The organism is Yersinia alsatica, from assembly GCF_025133195.1.
Lineage (GTDB): Bacteria > Pseudomonadota > Gammaproteobacteria > Enterobacterales > Enterobacteriaceae > Yersinia > Yersinia alsatica.
Genome location: NZ_CP104006.1, coordinates 2,844,713 through 2,865,684, shown reverse-complemented (window position 1 = coordinate 2,865,684; position 20,972 = coordinate 2,844,713). Strand labels below are relative to the sequence as shown.

The following is a 20,972-nucleotide window of genomic DNA, read 5'->3' as shown; positions in this document are numbered from 1 at the left end:
TATTTTCAATCAATTCAACCAAAATATCTTATATGTTTTTTATAATTATCTACATATATATAATGTACTATTTCCACATATTGAATTAACAATTTCAGAGCGGATATGAGATGCAGCCATTTATTTGTAGGAAATATCCCAAACTAAAAAGGGTTTTTCATTAATACATTATTCATCATCGTGTTATGAAGTGTATTAACATGGAAACTAACATTTGCTATTCCCATTGTGTGGCTAATAAGTTGTATCTACCAGTCGGGCCTGTAGTCCTACATTAATAAATAGTAAGCGTCAACAAACTCTCATTCAGTAGCCAAAAACTCGAGGTAATCCACTCGTGTTTTTATCTGTGTGAAACGAGCAAAACTAAGGGCGTGGCATTGCTCAAGCCATCGAAGCTAATAATTACATTAATCAGAAATTTGGCAAAATGCAGATTGAAGCTATTACCACAAAACATATTGCCGATTTTATTAATACCTATGCCGCAGTGGGTAAGAGTTTAATGGTGGTTAATTCACGGTCTGTTTTATCCGATGTTTCGCATTTATATTATGATCTAATGGCGCTAATTTCCCTTCTATTGAAATCGTAGCAATGAATATTTCGCTCCCCTAAATGGGTATAAATACTGAAGCATCACGTAAAAATGAGCGGCGAGATCGAACACTTTGGCGGCCAGTGTTCATCTAATAGCGTGGTTATCGATATACATGGCCACGGCCAAGTGCAGTGCAGTGCAGTGCAGTGCAGTGCAGTGCAGTGCAGTGCAGTGCAGTCATGATAGGACATTAGGGATAAAATAAGCTTCTACTAATTAGACAGTTATATATTTCTTTAGCCGGGTATCTTCGGGAGTATCCTTAAGTAGTGACCTTCTTTACCTTGCTAATTTGGCTATGCATTGACCATCCACCGTGCTAAATTATACCCAAATGGGTATAATTTGACGCATGGATTAGCGGATGAAACCACTTTATTGGGTTGGTAGTAGTAAGAAGGACCTTCAATCTTTACCTGAAGACGTACAGGATATTTTCGGCTACGGCCTTCATTTGTCGCAAATGGGGGGTAAACATTCGCAGGCTAAGCCATTAAAAGGCTTTGGTGGTGCTGGCGTATTGGAAGTTGTTGAAGATTACATCGGTGAGACTTATCGGGCGGTTTACACCGTCAAATTCGGGCATGCAGTGTATGTACTACATGCTTTCCAAAAAAAGTCCTCGTCAGGGATCACCACACCCAAACCCGATATGGATAAGATCCGCGAGCGGCTAAAAATCGCAGAGAGCCACGCTAAAGGAGCATAATATGAGCCATGATATTGAAGCCAGCAGCGGCAATATTTATGCCGATCTTGGTAAAGAGAATGCTGAAGAAATGCAGGTTAAGGCACAACTTGCCACTACGATCGGCAACATTATTAAGGGCCGTCGCCTGACGCAAGAACAGGCAGCCAAACTACTCGGAATGACCCAGCCTAAGCTGTCTAATATGTTGCGCGGGCAATTCAGAGGTATCAGTGAAGCTAAAATGCTGGAATGCCTGACTCGTTTAGGGCGAGATGTGCAAATTGTGGTAGGGAAACCACGCCGCACGCCGGGTAGCCTGAAAGTGGTATTTGCCTGATAATCTTGACAGCCCGATGACTTGGGCTGTTTTCACTTTCTCTATTGTCCCCCCCCTACATATCCCTTCTGACATGCCATCCGCGCTCATTAGCGGCAAACTGCCCCGAACACGATGGTGCGCATCAACACCGACACGGCCCCCCATATTGACTGGCCGAAACCGCCACAATAGCGCGTGTTTTGTCGAAAGAATGCGGGTTTTAACGTGGCGTTGAATGGTGGTTCGTCAGGCTGCCCGTTTCTCTCGCAAAAGCGGTATAAACACCCGCAATTGAAACCCGTAACTCATTATTTTAACAGAAAATAATGTTTGTCCTAAAGTGATGTTGGCTCATTGCTCAGGAGGATCTCATCGGGTTATAGTCGCTCCGCAGCTATAAAATCCTTTACCGGACTTTCTGGTCCGGTCTATAGCAAGGCGCATGACGTAGATACAGCAACACCGACAATAAGTAGCAAGGGTGCACTGGGCGGGGGTATCGGATTCTCTGTTGCCCCTGCTCAGTTCATCCCCTTAGCATCAGAAAACCGCGCCGCGATGTCCCAAACAGCATCCACGGAGAAATAACCCAACCCAATAACTCGATGGCTGGTGCGGCCCCGTCTTAGTACAAGGAAGCACGTATGACGATTGCAGAGAAACTGAAGTTAGAAGGCTTCAAAGAGGGTTTTATGGAAGGATTTATTGAGAGCTACCAGAAAAGTCATCGGGAAACACTCTTGCAGATTGCCCGCGCATTATTGGCCGAAGGTGTTGATCGCACTCTGGTCAAGGAAGTCACGGGTCTACGCGATGAAGATCTGACGCAGTAAGGTAATACTTTCACTAAAAGTTTTCCGACCCACGAGGAGCAACTTATGACCATTGCACAGAAGTTGGAAAAAAAGGGCGAAATCAGAGGTGAGATCAAAGGTGAAATCAGAGGCGAGAAGAATGCCACCCTGAAAATTGCCCGCTCTTTACTGGCCAAAGGCATTGACCGCATTATAGTCATGGAAACGACCGGTCTGAGCGATAAAGAGCTGGCACAACTTAGCCACTAAGTTGCCACTAACTCACCGACTAAAATCGTAAATCTAATGGGCGATGTTATCCTCAACCTTGCCTAGCTTTTGTTATTTGTCATCCTCACCAGTCTGAATTATTCTTTACCGCTTCCTATTAATATCCGCTATAACTCCCTATTTTAACTGAAAAAAATGTTTGTCCTAAAATGCTCCCAGCTCATTGCACGGCGAAACGCCACTGGGCTATAGTCACGCCGCAGCGGCAAAATCTGCTGCCGGGTTTGGAACTCCGGAAATTACCAAAGCGCACGACCGTAGACACGGCTATTATGTGCGGGCACAGTGACACCTGTAATATGCAAGAAACGGTGAACTGGGTGGGGGCATCGCAAGATGCGCCGGGTTCTTTGGTAACCGGTAGTTCCAACCTCGCTCAGTTCACCACCCATAAAGAGATTGGAACCTCAAGGTGGTGATTAGTCCCCCTACCAAAGAGGTAGTCATCATGGATCTGACGACTAAACACCTGTCATTATTGACCTGCACTATCGTTGCTATTCCCATACCTGTTGCTTCATCTACCCCTCTGCTGCCGGAGGTGCCCCATGTACGATGACACCCCCCGCGAAGCCGAAGAACTTATCGACCACTGTCGCGCGCTGATTTATGCCATGGTGACACTGGACAGAGCCGATGTTAAAGAGGTGCTTTCATTGCTTTTGTGGCAACAAATCGATGCTTTGCACGGCACTTATGCGCGGGATATCAATGTGCCATTGGATAGTACCAAACCACCTAGAAATTAATGCTGCACGACTATTCACATAAGCATTACTAGATTAAAAGGTGTACATAGTACATAAAATGCAATTGCTATGTGTACTCTGTACACGTATTATAAGGATGACAGATGACACGGATGACGGATAACAAGTCAGGAAAGGTAATGTTTACGTTCATTGAACTATCTAACTTCAGTAGACGACGGCCAACACTACTTACTGATGATGAGTTTAGGGAGTTTCAAGAAACCCTCATTAACAATCCTGAAATGGGAGATACTATTTCTGGTTCAGGAGGTTTTAGGAAAGTGCGCTGGAGCCGTCAAGGAACGGGAAAACGTGGCGGTATCAGAATGATATATTTTAATGTCACTCGCAAAGGGCGTATCTATCTGGCATTAATTTATCCTAAAAATGAGCTGGACAATTTAACGGAAGAGCAGAAAAAAACACTGAAGCAATTGTCAGACAAGCTAAGTTAGTTACACAATATATTATTTTGTAGTTAATGATTTTTACTGGGAATCATTCCCGCGCCAAAGGGCGGAGAAGAATTATGAAAGATGAATTGTTTGCCGAGCTGCTGGCCAGTGCAGAGGAAATGGTAAAAATTGAAAACGGTGAACTGACACCTAAGCCAGAGCATATTCACACTTTTACCGATATTGATGTAAAAGCTATACGCGAGACGACTGGGTTAAAACAACAGGATTTCGCATTGGCAATTGGTGTCAGCTATGACTTGGTGAAAAGCTGGGAGAGTAGGAGACGACAACCAGTAGGTGCAGCTCGTAAGCTACTTATTTTATTGAAAACAAATCCATTTATAATCAACCACATTAAGTCTGCATAATACAAGCCGTGCCTCATTATATTCAATGAGGCACGCAGTTATTCACTTACAATAATAAAAGCAGTCATCATATTCTGGGATAAGAGCAACTGAATTATGTAATCGGAGTTATGGTTATCTGCTGAATATTGTGTAGAAAAATATATGCAATGAAAGCCAGTTAAAGAACAAGCGGCCTTCATGAGATTTTAATTAATGACTTACCGTTTTACTTCCAAATCGATCACGTCAATACATGTTTGAGCAATAGAATGGTTTGAGGCCGTATGCCACTCACCGTCACGAACGGCAACATCTTTCAATTTGGCAATTTCAATGCATCTCCAGTTATCTGTAGAGTCATGAGTTACCGGTCCTTTACTACCTGTACCTGCGAATTGAAAGCACATCGCCTGTTCTTTACCATTTTTCGTTCCGATTGCATGTGGGCATAATTCACGATAATGCCCATTATACATAGCTGTTATTTGCTGTTTCTTTTCTATTGCATTTCTGATCAGTTGGTATGTAGTCATTTAATCATCCTAATGATTATATTAAATATGGTAAATGCCACTTGCTACAATAACTGTTAATTGCAAATCCCTTTAGTCTGGCATCACACTTTCGAATTATATATAAAAATATTTAATATGAGTTGTGCCAAAACACGCATAACTCTCCCCCACAGCTTAATCAGCTGATCCCTGCCATCCTACTCTCCCCCACCCACGGAGAGTTGCCACATGGCGGATTATCATCATGGTGTACGAGTGCTCGAAATCAACGATCGCACCCGCACTATTTCTACTGTCTCCACCGCCGTTGTCGGTATGGTGTGTACTGGTGATGATGCCGATAGCGCCACATTCCCACTGAATACGCCGGTATTGATCACCAATCTACTGGCTGTTGCCGGTAAGGCGGGAAAAAGAGGCACATTGGCGGCATCGTTTCTCGCCATTGTGGATTAAACCCGCCCCATCATGGCTGTCGTGCGTGTTGCTACCGGCAAAAACGAATTTGCCACTACCAATATTATTGGCGGCACGGATAAAAATGGCCGCTATACGGGAATGAAAGCGCTGTTAGATAAACAGTCTATAACTGGCGTGCGTCCACGCATTCTCGGGGTGCCAGGGCTGGACTGCCTACCGGTGTCGACAGCACTGGCCGGTATTGGAGGATGGCGACAAAGTGGCGGTGAAGGATGAAATAACAGGTAATGGTGAGTAACAGGGAGCGAGGTAATTAAATGATATTTAAATATATTGTTGATTTTCAAAGATACATAAAAAAAGACCGAATACGATTCCTCTTTTAGATTTAAAAGAATTTTTCTTTTTAAAATCAAACAATTAAATCAATTTCATCTCAAAAAACACCTTCCATTACCTTACTTCCCTAGTCTTTAAATTCATATAGTTAACAGCTAATTCGTAACCATTCGTAAAAATTTCGATACATTTAATGCTTTCGTGTTGTGTTCTGTAGCAAGATACGATTAAGCCTGACTGTCAGCTATGAGCTATGAGTTCAACCGATAGATACATTAGGACACCATGTTAATGTGTTATGGCTGCCACGCATTTCTATTCCCACCCTAATTCTTTATAGGTCTTCCTATCCTGCTCAGGGAAAACAGTTTGATATTCCCCCCAATTACGAAACTCATAATATCTTGTCATTGCTTCAAAGTGAGAATCTGAATCACACGTCCACACTAACCTGTAGCCTGGCTCCAGTAATTTACGAACAGAATCGCCCCGCTGGCCTGCAAGGCAAAACAAATCCAAATCTTCTTCATTTGTCCAAAGCTCGTGTATCATAATTTAGCTCTCAAACAAGCCTGTGTGACCGGCCCTCATCATCATCAACTAACAATCGTGATTTAGTAACAATACATTTTAACATCAGCCACTACACGAAGATTTTTGGCAGCTTTGAGCGAATTGCGAAAGCTTTTTTCCAAAATAATGAGCTACAACTACCCCCCTCATATCTCTTGAAAAACAACACATATTGATTTGATATTGTCCAATTTTACTATTCATAATAGGATGAATACATATACTATCAATAACAATACGTGCTAACATTTGAATAAATTTATTTTATAAAGTATATGTTTTAGCCAAATTTTACACTATTTTCTTAACTATCTTATTTCGTTTAATGTCAGTAATCATGAGTGCATAAGTATGAATGGGTATAATAGCGTAGAAAATTGTACTTCAGTTGATAGCTTTTTGGAGTTAGCGAGATCCTTAGGGGAGATAATATGCCATCCAAACGGTGAGTTATATGACATAGTAATTGCAAATGATGGAACTAACGCCAGAACAGGTTCTTTCAGTAAAAATTTTAGCTTTAAGGATTTTCCATTACACACAGATACTGCTTTTTGGGCTATTCCCGCAAGATTATTAGTTATGTGGTCACCTAAAGCAAGCTCAGCCTCAACAACAATTGTGTCATGGAATGATTTATTGAAATTGTTTTCTGAAAGCGAAAAAAATATTTTATATGATGCTATATTCACAGTGCATACATACGAACACATAAAATACTCTGGTGTTAAATTTGTTACTTCCGGAAAGAAAGGGTTCAGATATGATCCTAATATAATGCATCCCGCAAATAAACAAGGTGAAGAGTTTGTGATGGTTTATAAAAAAGCCATCCAAGAGGTCAAGTTGGTTGATTTTAATTGGTCAGGGTCAAATGCTTTGGTTCTGGATAATTGGAATATGCTTCATGGTAGAAAACATGTTGAAAATATACATGAAAACAGGCGAGTTTTTAGGGCTTACGTGAGGTAGAAAATGAGTTGGGATAATGATTCTTTATGGTTTAAAAGTAAAGTTTATTTTCAGAGAGCTTTTAATGAGGAAAGAACATCAGAGGTTTTTGGGTTATGGTGTGCAATGGGACTTGAATTACTATCACGATCAACTGTCTCACATTTTAGCCCATGCCTTCTTGCCGAGCCAGACAAGGAGCAAAAAAATCTTCTCACTGCCCTTGGTTTTAATACCAACGTGTCGCAGGCTAAATCTATATCAACGTCGCAAGTATTAAAACTTTGCAAAGATCTAATTACAGATTTCAATGAAGAAGAGATGAAATTATCTTTGGCTTTGGCCGGACGTAGAAATGAAGAGGTTCACTCTGGGAGCGCTGCCTTCATTGAGTATAAACCCCAGCAATGGATTGGACCGTTTTATAAATGTTGCAAAATTTTGTCGCAAGCACAAAATAGAAACTTAATAGATTTATTCGGAGAAGACGAAGCAACAGTAGCTCAAGAAATTATCTCTGAGCTTGATAAGCAAGTCATTCAGTATGTAAAAACTCAAATCAATGCTTATGAAAAAGTTTTTAATGATAAATTAGAGGAAGAGAAAGAAACATTGCGGATACTCGCCGAACAACAAGGTGAAACTCTTTCTCATAATAAACATCATAAGGTAAAATGCCCAGCATGTTCTTGTACCGCCACAGTTCAAGGAAGTGAGTATGGAAAAGAACAAATCGAAAATAAAGAAAATGAAATAATAACTAGGAGATCAGTAATTCCCACTTCGTTTTTATGTCCAGCTTGTGGCTTAAAGCTAAATGGTTATGCCCAATTAGCTGCTGCTGGCGTTGCAGATCACTATACGAACAGAACACATTATACTCCTCAAGAGTTTTACGAATTAATCGATCCCAACGATCATGACTCAATTGCGTCATATGCAGAGGATCATGGGTACTATCACTTCAGTAATGATTAGTTCGAAAATTCTTTGTAGCCATCCTGCCGTATTTTGGCAGGATATATTTTGAGATTGATTACCTACAATGTACTCAACTAGACATTCAATTTACATGAATGTTAGCAAATCAGTTAATTAAAAAAAGATAAATGTTTGTACTTTTCTTGAATTACTTTGATGTCCGCTTCAGGCTGTGAGTTCAACCGATGGATGCAATGAAAAGACCGAGCGATTAAACTCAGAGCTTCTTGATAGCGCTTCGCTGCTGCAAGCTAGATGACTAGCTTAACTCTTTTCTTCCTCCTCACCGAAAAATTACATAACCATGACAGTCTATTGATCAATCGACACAGCTGTTAGAATAGCGTCATTCAAACATGGATGTTTTTTGAAAAATTTAACAGCAGGCAGTCATCTTAATGTTAGCAACAACTCCAACGCAAAAAATAGCATCAAATAAATTTCGTAATGATATCAATGGACTTAGAGCATGGGCGGTCATTGCCGTTGTTCTGTACCATTTTGGTGTACCAGGGTTCTCGGGTGGGTTTGTCGGCGTTGATATCTTCTTTGTTATCTCCGGCTTTTTAATGACCCGGATCATCGTTTCTGGCATGGAGTCTGGCAATTTTTCATTCTTACAGTTTTATCTGGCCAGAGCGCGAAGAATTATTCCCATGCTTTTGGTGCTATGTTTTGCTCTATTAATTTTTGGTTGGTTCTGGCTGCCTGAACAGAATTATAAATTGCTAGCAACCCATGTGGTAAATACACTCTTTTTTATATCGAACATTAAATTTTGGCGTGAATCGGGTTATTTCGATGCGTCCTCACATGAAAAGTGGTTGTTACATACCTGGTCACTTTCTGTGGAGTGGCAGTTTTATATTATTCTGCCTATTATCATTTTTGTGCTGTGGAAGTTCATCAATTACAAGGCCGTTAAATTTGCCTTATTCGCACTAGGATTTCTATCACTGTGCCTTTCTATCTATGCTTCACAGCGCTGGCCGTCAGCGGCGTTTTACCTTCTGCCAACCAGAATGTGGGAAATGCTGGCTGGGGGGATGGCTTGGTGGGTAACACGTAGAAAGGCCATGCCGGATACTCTGGCGAGATATACAGAAGTTATCGGTATAGTATTTATCTCTGCGTCAATTGTGTTATTTAACTCATCAATTGTTTGGCCCGGTTCAAATGCGCTATTACCGGTAGCCGGTGCGGTGTTGGTACTGATTTCTGCGCGGCAAAAATCAATTTTCACCGCTAATATTATCGCTCAAAAGTTGGGGGCCAGTTCCTATTCTATCTATTTATGGCATTGGCCTATTGTCGTCGCATTAACCTATTTAAGTTTACTCAGTAACTATAAATGGGTGTTGCTGGCTTTAGTTGCTACCGTGATATTAGGTGAATTATCCCTTAAGTTGGTGGAAAATCCATCACGGAAAGTTTTCGCCAAATTATCCGCCACCTCTAACCTGGTCTATATATCACTGTGTACACTGGTCGTTGGTGTACTGGCGCTGACCGTCAGGCACAGTACGCTCGAACGCGACATTATGGCAGATAAAGAAACCGTTGAACTTTATGCAAAAATACAATCATTTCATGTAATGCCAAACCGAGATAATGGTTATTGTTTTTATAATGTTGACGGTGAGTCCAACCCCATCATCTCAATGGAAAAATCAGTGTGCAAACTGGGGGTTAAGTCATTGAAGCCAAAAGGCCTGCTTTTTGGTGACTCCTTTGCCGGGCATTATGAACCCTTCGTCGATGAAGTCGCGAAGAAACTCGGTATATCAGTAGATTCCGTCACCACTAACTGGTGTTTCCCGAGCTTAACGGATTCAACCAATGGCACTAAAACACGAGTAGCCTATAAACAGTGCCTGTTAAATAGAGAATATCTAAAAGATAATATTTCAAAATATGATTTCGTTATATTTTCTGGCATCTGGTTTGATTTATATCGCAAAGGTTATCAAAATGAAATTGTTGATGTGATTAAATATGCCAAATCTAAAGGGGTGAAAGTGTATGTCATGGCATCCCCAACACAATACGACATCAATGTTTTTGCTAATTTTATCGCTGCGGGAGTCAATGATTTACCGTTTAGATTAAAAGGTAATTCCAATAAAAAAGATGATGACACCCAAAAGATGGATATTATCTTCTCGCAATTAGAAAAAGATGGGTACATAAAATTCATCAAAAAAGATGACATATTTGATGAAAGTGACTCATACCACTACAACGGAATAGAGATCCCCTACTCTCTTGACGGTGCTCATATCTCAATCGACAGTTCATTGATGGCTGCCAAACGATTTATTGAAACTGGTATCTATAAAAAATACTTTTCAGATGTAAAGTAAATATACAATTAGCCGGGCGATAGCGCCCGGCATTGGTTACTCTGGTGCCACCGGCCAGATAATATCAGGCGATTTCGCTATATCAATTCTCATTAAGAGAACCCGATATTTCTTCCATGCGGTAATCAATTCCTTTTCGCTATCCGTTGCTATTGCCAGATCAACTGCGTCCTGAAGCGGTGCGATAGCCTCTGCGGCTAACGTTAATAAATTGGCTTTCTTGTGTTCATCTGCCTCTTGCTCTAGTTCTGCATGGGTTCTTGCCAGCACCCAGCCGGAACCATCCCATTCATAATAATTGCCGTCATCGGGACAGACTGATACAACACCATAATCCCCGGCTAAAGCTCGTTGGTAGATCTCAACACAATACGCCATAGAATCTACCGGCGCGGCACTGAAATTAAAGGTTCCACCGACGATATTGTCAGTGATCGTAACATCAATATAGCGCTCGATATTCCGTGAGCGGGGCGCGGTGACAGTAATTTTATCTATATCATTAATCATGAGATACGCATCCATAATGTGGTTCTGGTAAGGCCGTCATTAACCGCCGCAAAACCTTGGCAACGCCATGTCCCGGTTAATAATGTTTGTCCGTTATTATAATTCGCGGCATTATTCCACTTTAATTCACTACCCGCTTTCACATCCCCCGGATTAACTGCATATCCGACATTGGTAGAGTTGATGGCGAAAGCATAAGAGCCAATACCGTAAGTATCCGGCACTCTGGCTTGCGCTATTACATTGGCAATATAAGTGCTTAAATAGCCGCCCCATACCGTGCCATACACATTGCCGTCACCTGGCAACCATGCAGCACCGTTCCCAGCGGTCACATTGCCCATCGCGTTAACTGCTGCCCCCTTTAGCGCACCCGCCGTTGTCAGAGTGCCGGGTAAACTGATCGTAGTATTGGTTGACTGAAGCGCATTAACAATACGTGAGTCATTGCCCGCCGCCACGGTGTTAGCGATAGACCCCACATCCAGCACTGCCGCACCTTTAAGCCCTAAATTGGTTCGTGCGGCGGTTTTATCTGCTACATCGTTGAGGTTTTTGCTTTTCTGTAATGCATTCGCGGCAATGGCCGCAGTATCAGTTAAGCCAAGATTAGCAATGGCGGCAGCTACAGCTTCCGGCCCTGCCACCGCGATTTCAGCGAGGTTATTATCAGTCTGCAAATAGGAGCTGGCCCCCTCTTTACGCCACACTCCAATATCTAATACTCCCGTCGGTTCTACACCGGTGTTATCTGATAATGCGATATAGCTATTACCACCATGATTAACCCTCGCCCCTGCCTGATAAGGAGCATCAGTAAACCAGATCAGCTGACCGAGGTTTTGCAATTCCTGTAAGGCTAAATCCACCCGGTTATGCCACCAGTTTTCCCATTTAGCTTCTGGCGGATCTTCTGATGCTCCCCCTGCCCAACCTCGGGCAATCAGAGCATCGCCGGGACGTTCAAATTGTGCAGGCACACTGGCCCACGGCTGATTAAAACTGTCATTTCTTGCCATAGAGTGGCTCCAATTAGATATAAGCGCCCATACCATAAGGCTGTGCGTCGAATGTGCCTTTATAGGCAAAAGGATGGTGGTTAAAACGGATCAAGCTGGCTTTGACGCCTTGCGGTCGGGGAATTAAGTCGAATAACTGAATAAGCACTAAGATATTGGCCGGGATCGGTTTATCTACCCAGATAGTTTTCATCGTCATATCCTGCCCATCGATGATGGCGGAATTAACATCTAGAATGTAATCAACGGCAGTTTTAATTTCATCCAACGTCGCGTTAGTATTGTTCTTCTGAATTTTGGCTTTGATTAATACCCGATAGAGATAATCTGATACAGGGACTTTGCCGATTTGCTCATGTGGCGCTTTATACGGCGCGACATTGTAGGGTTGTGCACCACCAGTGCCTTTGTAGGCAAATATCGATAAGTAATCACTGCGGATTAATGGGCGCTCAATAAACCCGGCAATATGGCCACAAATATCCAGTTGATCACCCTCGGCATTATCAATATCCAGTAGGTTATTAATTTTGGCTATCTGCTCTTCAAGTAAGGATTGGCAAATATCCGGCAAGAGGCTTATCCATTCAACTAATTGGGGCGCATTTTTGTATTGCAGGTAAATCCGTGACAGGGCCTTTTGACGATGGTTATACATAGACCACCTCGATATTCTCAGCACTGAACACGCCTAACTGGTTAAAGGCAATGCTCACTGCACTCATATTGACCTGTTCCGCAGCCGCTCCTACGGTAATAGCATTCACAAAACCATTACCGGCCACCAGATAATTGACCGGGGTAAATAAGCGCCCCGCGCCGATGCTCTCTCCAATTTTGAAACCCAGCTTAGAAAAACCATTGGTTTGATCAAAACCAGTGACGCTGTAATCAACAATCGCCTGTTTTATCTCATCGTCAATAAACTCGCTATTACTAGCGATCTCTACCCGGACATAAACCGGTATCAGCTGGGGGCGAAAAAAGGTTACGGTGATCGGGTTACCTTTTGGTGTAATGGTATCCAACGAGATTTTATTGGGAAAAATGTTGTAGCGGTTTAACCCACAGCCGGGGCTTTTATTAGTGGCGATGCTGTTAATAACATCTTCGATGCTACCACCATCAACAAATATCGCCATTGAGTGACCAAGCACCCCATTTTCGTCTGCTTCATTCTCAAAATTTTCATAGATACGCGCCCGTTTAACATCCTCAATATTGACCAGTGCCGCATAAATATTATCAATCTGGTTCGAGCCAGGAAGTGCTACTGACTCATTGCGCCGGATGCGAAATGCGTTATTGGTTTCTTTATCCAATCCCATTGAAGCTGCAGTGTTATTTGTCACCGCTGTAATGCCGCCGATCGGTGTGGCAATAATGGTTAGATTATTACTATTGGCCCCCTGCGCGCCTGCCAGCGTACAAGTGACATTCACCGTCGCATTTCCTGCTATATCAGTAACAACATCACCATCAGTCGCCCATAAGGTATTGGTTACCCTATTTCTGATTAATGTTCCGGCATTGATTGGGGTAAAAGCGATACCATGAAAATTGACGGTCGCGGTGGAATAGGTCGCGCTTTTACGTTTGATCCCGGCAAATGCGGCAATACGGTCTAATTGTTGGTCAATAGCTGAATTGGGATCTGCGGCGTGGTAGGTATTAATCACGGCCTCGTCCAAATTGGCTAATGCTTCACACCAAATGGCAATTGCCAAACCATCAGGTGATTCTGGATTAATATTCCAGCCATCATCAATAGCGAGATATTGCTGGCGCATAGTATCCAGATATTCACTCAGCGTGGTGCCAGTGGCTCCGTCACGATTAATAGTTGCCATCAGACAAGGTCCTCAGTGAACAAAAAATCAAATGCATCGTTATTAATATCAATCACGGCGGCAAATATCGTAATTTTGCGATTCTTCATATCGAGATCCATTTCAAAGCGATTAATAGTCAGTACGCCTTTGGCCGCCAATAAGCGCTGTTTAATATTGGCTTCGGCAATATCACGCGAGGTTTTGCCCAATATGCTTTGAAACCACGGTGTTCCCTCAGTGGCATTGAGAAAATACTCACCAAGAAATAACCGTAGGCAGCAGATCATAGCTTGCCGGGTTTCTTCTTTGCCGCTGGCGAATTGGCTGCCGTGGGTAACAATGTCGCCATTTTGAAAATTGCGGATCACAGTGCCTCCAGAAATAAAAAGCCCCGGCATAAGCCAGGGCGATAATAGTTAGGATTAAGTCTGGGTAATGGTTTACTGCGGCCCATCCGTGCGATTATTGCCATGCTGCACACCACCGTGATCGTGGTCACCAACTTCCAATGCTTCAACTGCCAAACCGCCTTGGGTTACCTCAGTGCGACCATTCAGGGTAGTTTGCCCATTGTTGGTAAACTCAGGGCCGCTGTAGCTCATGCCGGATTCGGTAAGCGCCAATGTGGTACCTCCTGCCGTCAAAGTAATTCCAACATCAGTGAGATGAATGCGAACCCCGCCACTTTGGTTACTTAAACCAATCCCTTCCGTCGGCAAGCCCGCAATCGCGGTTTGCTGTGAGCGGTAACCCGGAGCAAAGAAAGCATCAGACGGATTAAACATCCGTGCATCCAGTGGTGCTACCGGCCCGCCCTGACTTAGCCAGTTATCAATAGAACGTTGGCTGAAATGGATATAGCCTTCGGTACCCGCAGGCAACTCATGAAAAACCGTCCATTCGGCGCTGCCCGAAAATTGCACTGGCACATGTTCGATAACGGGTAGTGTCTTAAATTGACCGTCACCGATATGACGTTGAATGCCGCACTCCACCACTGCGCGTTGCAGATCGGCGTTATAACTAATGACTTTGCCGGGCATTCCAATCATCAGGTCACGCACCATATCGCGTTTGAGCAGCATCATAGTGGTATACAGCGGATTGCTCTCAATCATCATTACCTCAGGGTATACGCCATTGACTGATCAGCGTGGTTTTCCAGATGTCACCCCACAGAGTGCCTTCATGGTAGGTACGCAACACATTAAATTGGCCGGTTTGCTGCTGAATATTCGCCAGATTATTGAGGTCGGTGTTATACATGCCGCTAAAATTAATCGTCCAAAAACTCGACGTAACATTAATCACATCGGCCGGCTGAATTTGATGATTCATTTTGACGTCAATTTCCATGGTACTGAGATACCAGCGCGGGACGCTTTCCATACCATTTTGAGCAGTTATATCGTGGGTTACCCCATTTCTTGCTGCACCTTCCCTACCCAATAAAACTCGCGTAGGTGTTAGCATCCAGTAATATTTCCAATCCTCCCGTAAAGCATTCAAAATATCACGACACAGTCGACCACCGGCATTATAGGAAAAGGCAAAACGGGGAAGATCTGAAAAATCACCAATCACTTCAACATCAAGACCAAATTCACCTGCGACATCTTTCAGCATTTTTATGGCGGGAGTATTGGCTCCCCATACTTTAAAACTGGCAGTATTCCATTCAAGCCCTATAGTGCGGCAATATAACCGTAGACAGGTATTTACCCCCTCTTTGACCACTTCGACATTGTGAATACGTCCGCTGAATATCGTGCCGATGTTTTCGCCATAACCGGCCTTTAATACCAGATTTCCATAACGTTTTTCCTTATCGTCATAGCGTTGAATTAAGGCTCGGGTGCGTGCTGAAACACCGTATAAAGTGATTCTGGCGGTGGCATCGACATTCTGCGGGGTATTATCGACAGCAAAGCGGATCTCTAATGGCGGCTGATAGGTAAGTTCATCGCCACTCACTGGGGTAATGGTCAGTAGGTAATTGCGGCCAAAATAGCTACTCATTATCGGGGTACCATGTCAGGCGATTATTAATGCCAAGATTGGCGATAGTCGGTGTATCCCCGGCTAATATCAGTGGACCAATATCGGTATTGAGTCCCGCCAATAAATTAACGCCAATATGCAAAGAACGCCCCAAAACTACCGGCTCGCCCTGTTCATAAATATCGACACAGAAATAATTAAAACGGGTAAGCCAGTGCAAACGAAATACCAGATAGTGATTATTTAATTGCACCCGGAAACGCTGCACCGCGTACCCATTGTTTAATGGGATAACTTTCATTACGTGGCCTCGACGAAAACTTCACCAAATGAATATTCACGTTGCCCCTGAGTGGCAGCACTATCGCCATAGGGCAAATTGTCATTAGTTTCAGTGACCGTGTCGTAAATAATATTGAGCTGCAACAGTTCAACCACAATCTCCAGCCCACCCTCATTCTCTTTTTTCAATTGGGTACGAGTGTTGGTGATCAGGCAATTTTTATAAGCGGCTCCCCGACTGGCCACTAATTCGAACGGTGTATGTGAGCGTTGTAATTCACGTAATTGCTCGAGTAAATTTTGTGAGCGGGTTGAGCGTGATTGTGAGCCTAATGTACCGGAATACAAACTGGTGCCGACCGAAGCTGCCACCCCGGCCAGCGCCGCCGCCCTACCAGAGAGCAAACTGGCCGCCATACCGGTGGTGATACTCGCACCGGCCCCCAACAGCCCGGCAATACTGCTGTCTTGTTGGGCCAGCAGTTCACGAAACCAGTTATCAGACACGCCGATGATCATGGTTAGGGCCAATGCGCGTGTCACCGCGTTATCATGGGCGGTATTCGCATCTTCCAACGGGAACTCACTGACATCAGTGCGTAACTCACTCGACTCTTCTAATAGCGCATCAAAATAGAGGTTGCCGATTTTAGGGCGGTTACGGGTAAATAATCCGGTAATAGCCATTAGTAGTGCTCCGTATGCATCATATCGCGCGCTTGCTGGGCTAATTGAGTTGTTGCCTGTAACACCCCGTTGCGAATTGATTCGCTATCACCGCCTACCGTCCCCACATGGATAATATTGTGTTGCTCCAATCTGACATCACCACGAGACATGGACGCCGTAACTGATTGTGTGGGGGTCATCTGGCGGTCACTGTAGCCCTGAATCTCTTCCCATGAGCGTTTCGGTTGCGCATAATTTGATGAGGGCAACGAAGCCCACACTCCGCCCAACCCACCAGTAGCATCAGCAAAATTACCACTCGCAACATTTTCTAACTGGCCGGCGCGTTGGATCAGAAACAGTGCGGCAAGATCCTGACTACGCGGGGAGAAGTCCGTCAGATTAAGCGCTTTAGCAGCATCGTCCCAAGAATCGCTGGTGAACTGATAACGTCCGGCAGCCGAAGTTTTATTTTTAGCGCCGTCGGTTTGCGTGAACTCTTTTAATTGCCGTGGGTGGTCACTGCTGTCATAGAACTGGTCGCCGCCAAACATTGTGTTATAGCCAGAATTGGCATAACCAGCAGTTCCCTCAGCTTTAGATAACACATCCAGATACTGGCGAACGTTCGGATCATCAACCAGATTATTAAGGTCACGGGTATCATTGGGGTAAGGCACTCCAGGGTTATTTTTAGCCCAGTTCTGGCGCCCTATCGCTTCAGGATTACTCATTGCTTTGGCATCTTCGGCACTAGTGAAAATGTTACCGGGCGTCAATGCAGCCGTCGCGCCAATAGTGACCGGATTAACCAGTAAGCGAGACAACCAACCACGTCCACCAGCTCCGACTGATGGTTTCCCGCCTCCGGGTAATATGCCACCGACAAATTTTAATGCACCAGCGGTACCGGCCAAACCTGCTGCAGTCAAAATAGCTTTTGAAACTTCGGGATTTTCTTTAATAAACTGATTAATGCTTTCTAGTAACGCATTGATGATTGGCAGTAAGTCGCCACCCATTGAACGGGCCAGATTGTCAAAGTTAGTCGCCAAATCCGCCATTTCTTTATTAAACTCGTTAGCTGAATCAATAAGTTTGGGATCGAGCGGTTTATATAACTCGTCAAAATTTTTCAGTGAGGCATTAAGCCCCTTGCTACCTCCCTCCAATAAACGGGTAAAGGGATCATTATCACCGCTGCCAATTCCACTGCGTAGATTTCGCCGCTGGTCATTATCCATTTTGCTGTAAGCATCAATAAGATACTTGAGTGAGTCCATGCCGGTTTTATTAGCAAATTCCGTCGGGTTAAATGCACCATTCCAATAGGCTTTATCGCCTAACTCCCCTTGTCTGGCACGCTGTTGCAGGTCAGGTATTTTCTGCACAATCTGATTAGCTGCATCCGGGCTAAGACCAAGACTACGCATCGCGTAGCGCAGACCATCGATCTGTTTAACGGTAAAATTGGTAATCTTACTCAGCCTGTCCATTTCTAATACTGAGGCAGATAAATCAGCAGTCAGGGCTTTTAAGCCAACACCAGTACCGGCTGCGGCGGCCAGTTGCAATATGCCGTCTTTAATCCCTTTAACGGCATCATTGGCGGTTTGAAAGCTCTTTGCATCTGTTTCCAGGCCAAGGGAAACCAATAGAGAATCAATTGTCTCTGACATGGAAACCTCATATTTTAGGTATAAAAAAACCCGCGCAGTGGCGGGTTTGGTATAGAAATAAATCAGATCTTTAAGTAATGGCAATAAAATCATTTAAAAATAATATATAGCACACCTAGAAAAAACATAAAAATACCGAGTGAATCTATATTATTAAGTCGCCTCTTGGCATTCTGTATTTTTATTTTTAACGATTCTAATGTCTTAGTAGCAGAATTTCTTACTTCTTTTCCTTCATCGAATTCATAGTATCTTGAAAATGACTCATCTAAATCAGAAACCAAATGATCATATGATTCTCGTAATACATCATTAGATGTTTTTGTTATGTAATATATCATCCATAATCCAATTAGCACCAACAAATACTCCCATTCATTCGTGACCTTAGCTAAAGCAGCTACCGCTATCAATGCACCAGGAATAGCAAATGCTTTACTTTGACTAGAAGAAATAAACTCATTTATTTTTGTTGTGTACTCGAGATTTTTCTTTTCAATTTCTGATAATATGGAATTTACAGAAAATCTTTTTGTGTAAAGATCCAATAAATCATTGTAACGATTATATACTCTTTCTCCGGCAGTAATAATATTGTCAATAGACTTATCATTCTTAACAAAATCACTGATAGCTTTTTTCAGTATAGATTTCCGCTCTCCCGACTGAGCATCATCTAAATTTAAAGTCATGATCAGTTTGCTTGCACTATCAAGAGATAATGAACTGAAATTAACTTTCTTGACGCGAGATAAATTATCATGCATCTCTACTACAATTTCTTTTCCTCCCTCATCATCAGGTAGGTACCAAATACTCTTAGTGTCAAAATGATGGTTTGATAGTCTTACAAGCACTGTTCTCCATTCAATAAACTGTTTTATGCTATTTATTTCAGACAAATCATCAAAAGAACTCCGTTGCTCACTTAGTAATAAAAACTTCTCAGGGACCATAGATAGGCTGCAACTTTTTCGCCACAACGACTCTAGAGATGAGAATATTATAGAGTCATCTCTAAAACTCCCACTACCAATGCTAAAAGCCAACGTGTTTTCATCGATAATAATCTCTGCTATTAGCCCATACGTTTTCAGTTGTTTCGAGAAGTCTTCAGCTTTAACTGACTGTTCATTTAAACATACAGATACAAATCCATCGCTAAAATCAATAGAGGACAAAGCAAAAGAGTTAACGAACTCTCTAAAATCATCATTAACTGTCATGCCTCCCCCTATAATTTATTTATTTTCACTAAAGATAACATCCATTTTTCCGATGTCTTTCTCAGATAGTTTTATAATTAATAGTCCACCATCTTTTTTATATATTGCCTTTGCTTCAGAATCATTATCTATTCCAATAGCACTAACTGATATACTGCATGAGTAATCTTTCTCTTCATCAGATAAGTCTATTTTCCCAAATTTCTTTCCTGAATTGATACTTGGCTCGAAATATTCATCTATTTTATAATTACCAAGCAATGTAAATTTAGCAAATTTACCCTTTGCATTAGAATCATCTGCAAGCACTTTATCTATACTGCTTTCTATATCTGAAATTGTAACTTTATTATTTGTCTTATTTTTCAGTTTTTCATGCATTAACTGTTTAACTGAATTCAATACCTTTATTTTTTCAATAGGAGTTAACTTCATATGAACAATGAAATCTTTTACAGCCTGCTCTGACTCCTCTACACTTCTATTATTATTAAGATCTTCTTGGCAACCAATGGCTTTTTTGAAAAAATTACTATTTGACTTGCCGGTAATAAATTGTAAATAAGGATCGCTTGCATCATCTGGGTATGAAGCATCAAACAATGTAAGATCAACAAAAACTGCTTGTCGCAAAGCATCCATATCTATAGATGGTAGTTTTTTAGGAACTAGGTTTTCATCAAAATTAAAAACACTGTTGTTATCGACCATTATAACAAATAATTTACCGACACTTTCCACTTCATTATCCGTATGATAATGGATAAAAACCACAGATCCTCCAGAAGGTTTTCTTCTATTGAGTGCTGCTTCTGTTTTTATATTATTCATGAAAGCAGTAACGAACGTTTTAAAATCAATACCTGACTTAATGTATTTTTTTAAAACCGAAGCTGTACTATTCGGGAGTTCATTTTTTGTAATAAAACCATGGCTTTTACGCTTTAATTTGAATTTTTTTTCTGCTTGCAATATAAATGATTGAACATCATCGACATCTAATCCCCAGATTTCGCCAGTGGTCGCCTTAAACTCTAGACCACCTATACCTGGTACTACATCCAACCTAGCAGTAATAGCATTGTGTGCTTTATATACGATATCCTCTTTCTCTAAGGACTCATCATATCCACAATCACAAGCCTTAGTTTGCGCCTCTAAGTCAATTTCACGTCCACACGATTTACACAGCTCCGCTGCATGCTCTACCATGATAAGTCCCTTGCAAGATTGGCTAAATATTAAAGTTTACTTAACAATCCCCTATAATAAGCATGTTTTTAAAAATCGTAATCATGTAGTTAAATACAGTACCAACTACTGTATTTAACTACAGTACATCTAAGGTAGCAAAAA

At 42.3% G+C, this 20,972-nt stretch carries 23 protein-coding genes and 2 pseudogenes; 12 read left to right on the top strand and 13 right to left on the bottom strand.

Annotated features, from left to right (window positions below; translation table 11 throughout):
- Positions 1-430 precede the first annotated feature (430 nt).
- The 8 genes and pseudogenes from N0H69_RS22255 (at position 431) to nadS (ending at position 4,274) form a co-directional block, all read left to right on the top strand.
- A complete protein-coding gene (locus N0H69_RS22255) occupies positions 431-595 on the top strand; it encodes a hypothetical protein (protein WP_080994260.1) in 165 nt (54 codons plus the stop codon).
- A gap of 370 nt (positions 596-965) precedes the next feature.
- Complete coding sequence (locus tag N0H69_RS12740) at positions 966-1,310, top strand: type II toxin-antitoxin system RelE/ParE family toxin (protein WP_050152171.1); 345 nt, start codon at positions 966-968, stop codon at positions 1,308-1,310.
- A gap of 1 nt (position 1,311) precedes the next feature.
- Complete coding sequence (locus N0H69_RS12735; protein ID WP_050135326.1) at positions 1,312-1,629, top strand: helix-turn-helix domain-containing protein; 318 nt, start codon at positions 1,312-1,314, stop codon at positions 1,627-1,629.
- Between the two features lie 626 nt (positions 1,630-2,255).
- The gene (locus N0H69_RS12730; protein ID WP_050135328.1) at positions 2,256-2,444 is read left to right on the top strand and encodes an Rpn/YhgA-type helix-turn-helix domain-containing protein; all 189 of its coding nucleotides are present in this window, start codon (positions 2,256-2,258) and stop codon (positions 2,442-2,444) included.
- A 15-nt stretch (positions 2,445-2,459) separates the two neighbouring features.
- Positions 2,460-2,675, top strand: a pseudogene (locus tag N0H69_RS12725) (Rpn/YhgA-type helix-turn-helix domain-containing protein); the annotation flags it as partial.
- 569 nt (positions 2,676-3,244) lie between these two features.
- The gene (locus N0H69_RS12720; RefSeq protein ID WP_050152173.1) at positions 3,245-3,445 is read left to right on the top strand and encodes a hypothetical protein; all 201 of its coding nucleotides are present in this window, start codon (positions 3,245-3,247) and stop codon (positions 3,443-3,445) included.
- A 140-nt stretch (positions 3,446-3,585) separates the two neighbouring features.
- Positions 3,586-3,903, top strand: coding sequence for a type II toxin-antitoxin system RelE/ParE family toxin (locus tag N0H69_RS12715; RefSeq protein ID WP_050121413.1), 318 nt, complete (start codon positions 3,586-3,588; stop codon positions 3,901-3,903).
- A 74-nt stretch (positions 3,904-3,977) separates the two neighbouring features.
- A complete protein-coding gene (gene nadS / locus N0H69_RS12710) occupies positions 3,978-4,274 on the top strand; it encodes a NadS family protein (RefSeq protein WP_050152174.1) in 297 nt (98 codons plus the stop codon).
- A 200-nt stretch (positions 4,275-4,474) separates the two neighbouring features.
- Here the strand turns inward: nadS and N0H69_RS12705 are convergent, their stop codons facing one another.
- A complete protein-coding gene (locus N0H69_RS12705) occupies positions 4,475-4,789 on the bottom strand; it encodes a hypothetical protein (protein WP_050152175.1) in 315 nt (104 codons plus the stop codon).
- Positions 4,790-4,999: 210 nt separating this feature from the next.
- Between N0H69_RS12705 and N0H69_RS12700 the strand changes: the two are divergent.
- The 4 genes and pseudogenes from N0H69_RS12700 to N0H69_RS12685 form a co-directional block, all read left to right on the top strand.
- Positions 5,000-5,434: pseudogene (locus N0H69_RS12700) on the top strand (phage tail sheath protein); the annotation flags it as partial.
- Positions 5,435-6,454: 1,020 nt separating this feature from the next.
- Entirely contained in the window at positions 6,455-7,075 is a 621-nt protein-coding gene (locus N0H69_RS12695) for a TauD/TfdA family dioxygenase (protein WP_050152177.1), read from the top strand.
- Positions 7,076-7,078: 3 nt separating this feature from the next.
- Positions 7,079-8,032 (top strand): hypothetical protein, encoded by a 954-nt coding sequence (locus tag N0H69_RS12690; RefSeq protein ID WP_050152178.1) that lies wholly within the window; start codon positions 7,079-7,081, stop codon positions 8,030-8,032.
- A gap of 401 nt (positions 8,033-8,433) precedes the next feature.
- On the top strand, positions 8,434-10,398 hold the full coding sequence (locus N0H69_RS12685) for an acyltransferase family protein (protein ID WP_050152179.1): 1,965 nt from the start codon (positions 8,434-8,436) through the stop codon (positions 10,396-10,398).
- A gap of 36 nt (positions 10,399-10,434) precedes the next feature.
- Here the strand turns inward: N0H69_RS12685 and N0H69_RS12680 are convergent, their stop codons facing one another.
- The 12 genes from N0H69_RS12680 to N0H69_RS12625 form a co-directional block, all read right to left on the bottom strand.
- On the bottom strand, positions 10,435-10,908 hold the full coding sequence (locus N0H69_RS12680; RefSeq protein ID WP_050152180.1) for a tail fiber assembly protein: 474 nt from the start codon (positions 10,906-10,908) through the stop codon (positions 10,435-10,437).
- Positions 10,905-11,927, bottom strand: a complete 1,023-nt coding sequence (locus N0H69_RS12675; RefSeq protein WP_253272092.1) for a hypothetical protein — start codon at positions 11,925-11,927, stop codon at positions 10,905-10,907. The genes N0H69_RS12680 and N0H69_RS12675 overlap by 4 nt, the downstream gene beginning before the upstream one ends.
- Positions 11,928-11,940: 13 nt before the next feature.
- Positions 11,941-12,585: a baseplate wedge 1 family protein gene (locus tag N0H69_RS12670; protein WP_050152181.1), complete on the bottom strand. Its 645-nt coding sequence runs from the start codon at positions 12,583-12,585 to the stop codon at positions 11,941-11,943.
- Positions 12,578-13,777 (bottom strand): baseplate J/gp47 family protein, encoded by a 1,200-nt coding sequence (locus N0H69_RS12665; RefSeq protein ID WP_050152182.1) that lies wholly within the window; start codon positions 13,775-13,777, stop codon positions 12,578-12,580. Before N0H69_RS12665 ends, N0H69_RS12670 begins: the two co-directional genes overlap by 8 nt.
- Positions 13,777-14,127, bottom strand: coding sequence for a contractile injection system sheath initiator (locus tag N0H69_RS12660; RefSeq protein ID WP_032911979.1), 351 nt, complete (start codon positions 14,125-14,127; stop codon positions 13,777-13,779). The genes N0H69_RS12665 and N0H69_RS12660 overlap by 1 nt, the downstream gene beginning before the upstream one ends.
- A 72-nt stretch (positions 14,128-14,199) precedes the next feature.
- Positions 14,200-14,880, bottom strand: a complete 681-nt coding sequence (locus N0H69_RS12655) for a Gp138 family membrane-puncturing spike protein (RefSeq protein ID WP_253272091.1) — start codon at positions 14,878-14,880, stop codon at positions 14,200-14,202.
- A gap of 4 nt (positions 14,881-14,884) precedes the next feature.
- A complete protein-coding gene (locus tag N0H69_RS12650) occupies positions 14,885-15,778 on the bottom strand; it encodes a hypothetical protein (RefSeq protein WP_050152184.1) in 894 nt (297 codons plus the stop codon).
- The gene (locus N0H69_RS12645) at positions 15,771-16,061 is read right to left on the bottom strand and encodes a phage baseplate plug family protein (protein ID WP_050152185.1); all 291 of its coding nucleotides are present in this window, start codon (positions 16,059-16,061) and stop codon (positions 15,771-15,773) included. Before N0H69_RS12645 ends, N0H69_RS12650 begins: the two co-directional genes overlap by 8 nt.
- The gene (locus N0H69_RS12640; protein ID WP_050152186.1) at positions 16,061-16,729 is read right to left on the bottom strand and encodes a phage baseplate protein; all 669 of its coding nucleotides are present in this window, start codon (positions 16,727-16,729) and stop codon (positions 16,061-16,063) included. The genes N0H69_RS12645 and N0H69_RS12640 overlap by 1 nt, the downstream gene beginning before the upstream one ends.
- Complete coding sequence (locus tag N0H69_RS12635; RefSeq protein ID WP_050152247.1) at positions 16,729-18,390, bottom strand: glycoside hydrolase family 24 protein; 1,662 nt, start codon at positions 18,388-18,390, stop codon at positions 16,729-16,731. Before N0H69_RS12635 ends, N0H69_RS12640 begins: the two co-directional genes overlap by 1 nt.
- A gap of 89 nt (positions 18,391-18,479) precedes the next feature.
- Positions 18,480-19,616 carry an anti-phage protein gene (locus N0H69_RS12630; RefSeq protein WP_050152187.1) on the bottom strand — a complete coding sequence of 379 codons (1,137 nt, stop codon included), beginning with the start codon at positions 19,614-19,616 and terminating at the stop codon, positions 18,480-18,482.
- A 15-nt stretch (positions 19,617-19,631) separates the two neighbouring features.
- Positions 19,632-20,828: a nucleoid-associated anti-phage protein gene (locus N0H69_RS12625; RefSeq protein WP_050152188.1), complete on the bottom strand. Its 1,197-nt coding sequence runs from the start codon at positions 20,826-20,828 to the stop codon at positions 19,632-19,634.
- Positions 20,829-20,972: the final 144 nt, after the last annotated feature.

Coding starts and splice junctions, on each gene's coding strand:
- N0H69_RS22255 (WP_080994260.1), top strand. CDS start 431: ATGCAGATTGAAGCTATTACCACAAAACATATTGCCGATTTTATTAAT.
- N0H69_RS12740 (WP_050152171.1), top strand. CDS start 966: ATGAAACCACTTTATTGGGTTGGTAGTAGTAAGAAGGACCTTCAATCT.
- N0H69_RS12735 (WP_050135326.1), top strand. CDS start 1,312: ATGAGCCATGATATTGAAGCCAGCAGCGGCAATATTTATGCCGATCTT.
- N0H69_RS12730 (WP_050135328.1), top strand. CDS start 2,256: ATGACGATTGCAGAGAAACTGAAGTTAGAAGGCTTCAAAGAGGGTTTT.
- N0H69_RS12720 (WP_050152173.1), top strand. CDS start 3,245: ATGTACGATGACACCCCCCGCGAAGCCGAAGAACTTATCGACCACTGT.
- N0H69_RS12715 (WP_050121413.1), top strand. CDS start 3,586: ATGTTTACGTTCATTGAACTATCTAACTTCAGTAGACGACGGCCAACA.
- nadS (WP_050152174.1), top strand. CDS start 3,978: ATGAAAGATGAATTGTTTGCCGAGCTGCTGGCCAGTGCAGAGGAAATG.
- N0H69_RS12705 (WP_050152175.1), bottom strand. CDS start 4,789: ATGACTACATACCAACTGATCAGAAATGCAATAGAAAAGAAACAGCAA.
- N0H69_RS12695 (WP_050152177.1), top strand. CDS start 6,455: ATGAATGGGTATAATAGCGTAGAAAATTGTACTTCAGTTGATAGCTTT.
- N0H69_RS12690 (WP_050152178.1), top strand. CDS start 7,079: ATGAGTTGGGATAATGATTCTTTATGGTTTAAAAGTAAAGTTTATTTT.
- N0H69_RS12685 (WP_050152179.1), top strand. CDS start 8,434: ATGTTAGCAACAACTCCAACGCAAAAAATAGCATCAAATAAATTTCGT.
- N0H69_RS12680 (WP_050152180.1), bottom strand. CDS start 10,908: ATGATTAATGATATAGATAAAATTACTGTCACCGCGCCCCGCTCACGG.
- N0H69_RS12675 (WP_253272092.1), bottom strand. CDS start 11,927: ATGGCAAGAAATGACAGTTTTAATCAGCCGTGGGCCAGTGTGCCTGCA.
- N0H69_RS12670 (WP_050152181.1), bottom strand. CDS start 12,585: ATGTATAACCATCGTCAAAAGGCCCTGTCACGGATTTACCTGCAATAC.
- N0H69_RS12665 (WP_050152182.1), bottom strand. CDS start 13,777: ATGGCAACTATTAATCGTGACGGAGCCACTGGCACCACGCTGAGTGAA.
- N0H69_RS12655 (WP_253272091.1), bottom strand. CDS start 14,880: ATGATGATTGAGAGCAATCCGCTGTATACCACTATGATGCTGCTCAAA.
- N0H69_RS12650 (WP_050152184.1), bottom strand. CDS start 15,778: ATGAGTAGCTATTTTGGCCGCAATTACCTACTGACCATTACCCCAGTG.
- N0H69_RS12645 (WP_050152185.1), bottom strand. CDS start 16,061: ATGAAAGTTATCCCATTAAACAATGGGTACGCGGTGCAGCGTTTCCGG.
- N0H69_RS12640 (WP_050152186.1), bottom strand. CDS start 16,729: ATGGCTATTACCGGATTATTTACCCGTAACCGCCCTAAAATCGGCAAC.
- N0H69_RS12635 (WP_050152247.1), bottom strand. CDS start 18,390: ATGTCAGAGACAATTGATTCTCTATTGGTTTCCCTTGGCCTGGAAACA.
- N0H69_RS12630 (WP_050152187.1), bottom strand. CDS start 19,616: ATGACAGTTAATGATGATTTTAGAGAGTTCGTTAACTCTTTTGCTTTG.
- N0H69_RS12625 (WP_050152188.1), bottom strand. CDS start 20,828: ATGGTAGAGCATGCAGCGGAGCTGTGTAAATCGTGTGGACGTGAAATT.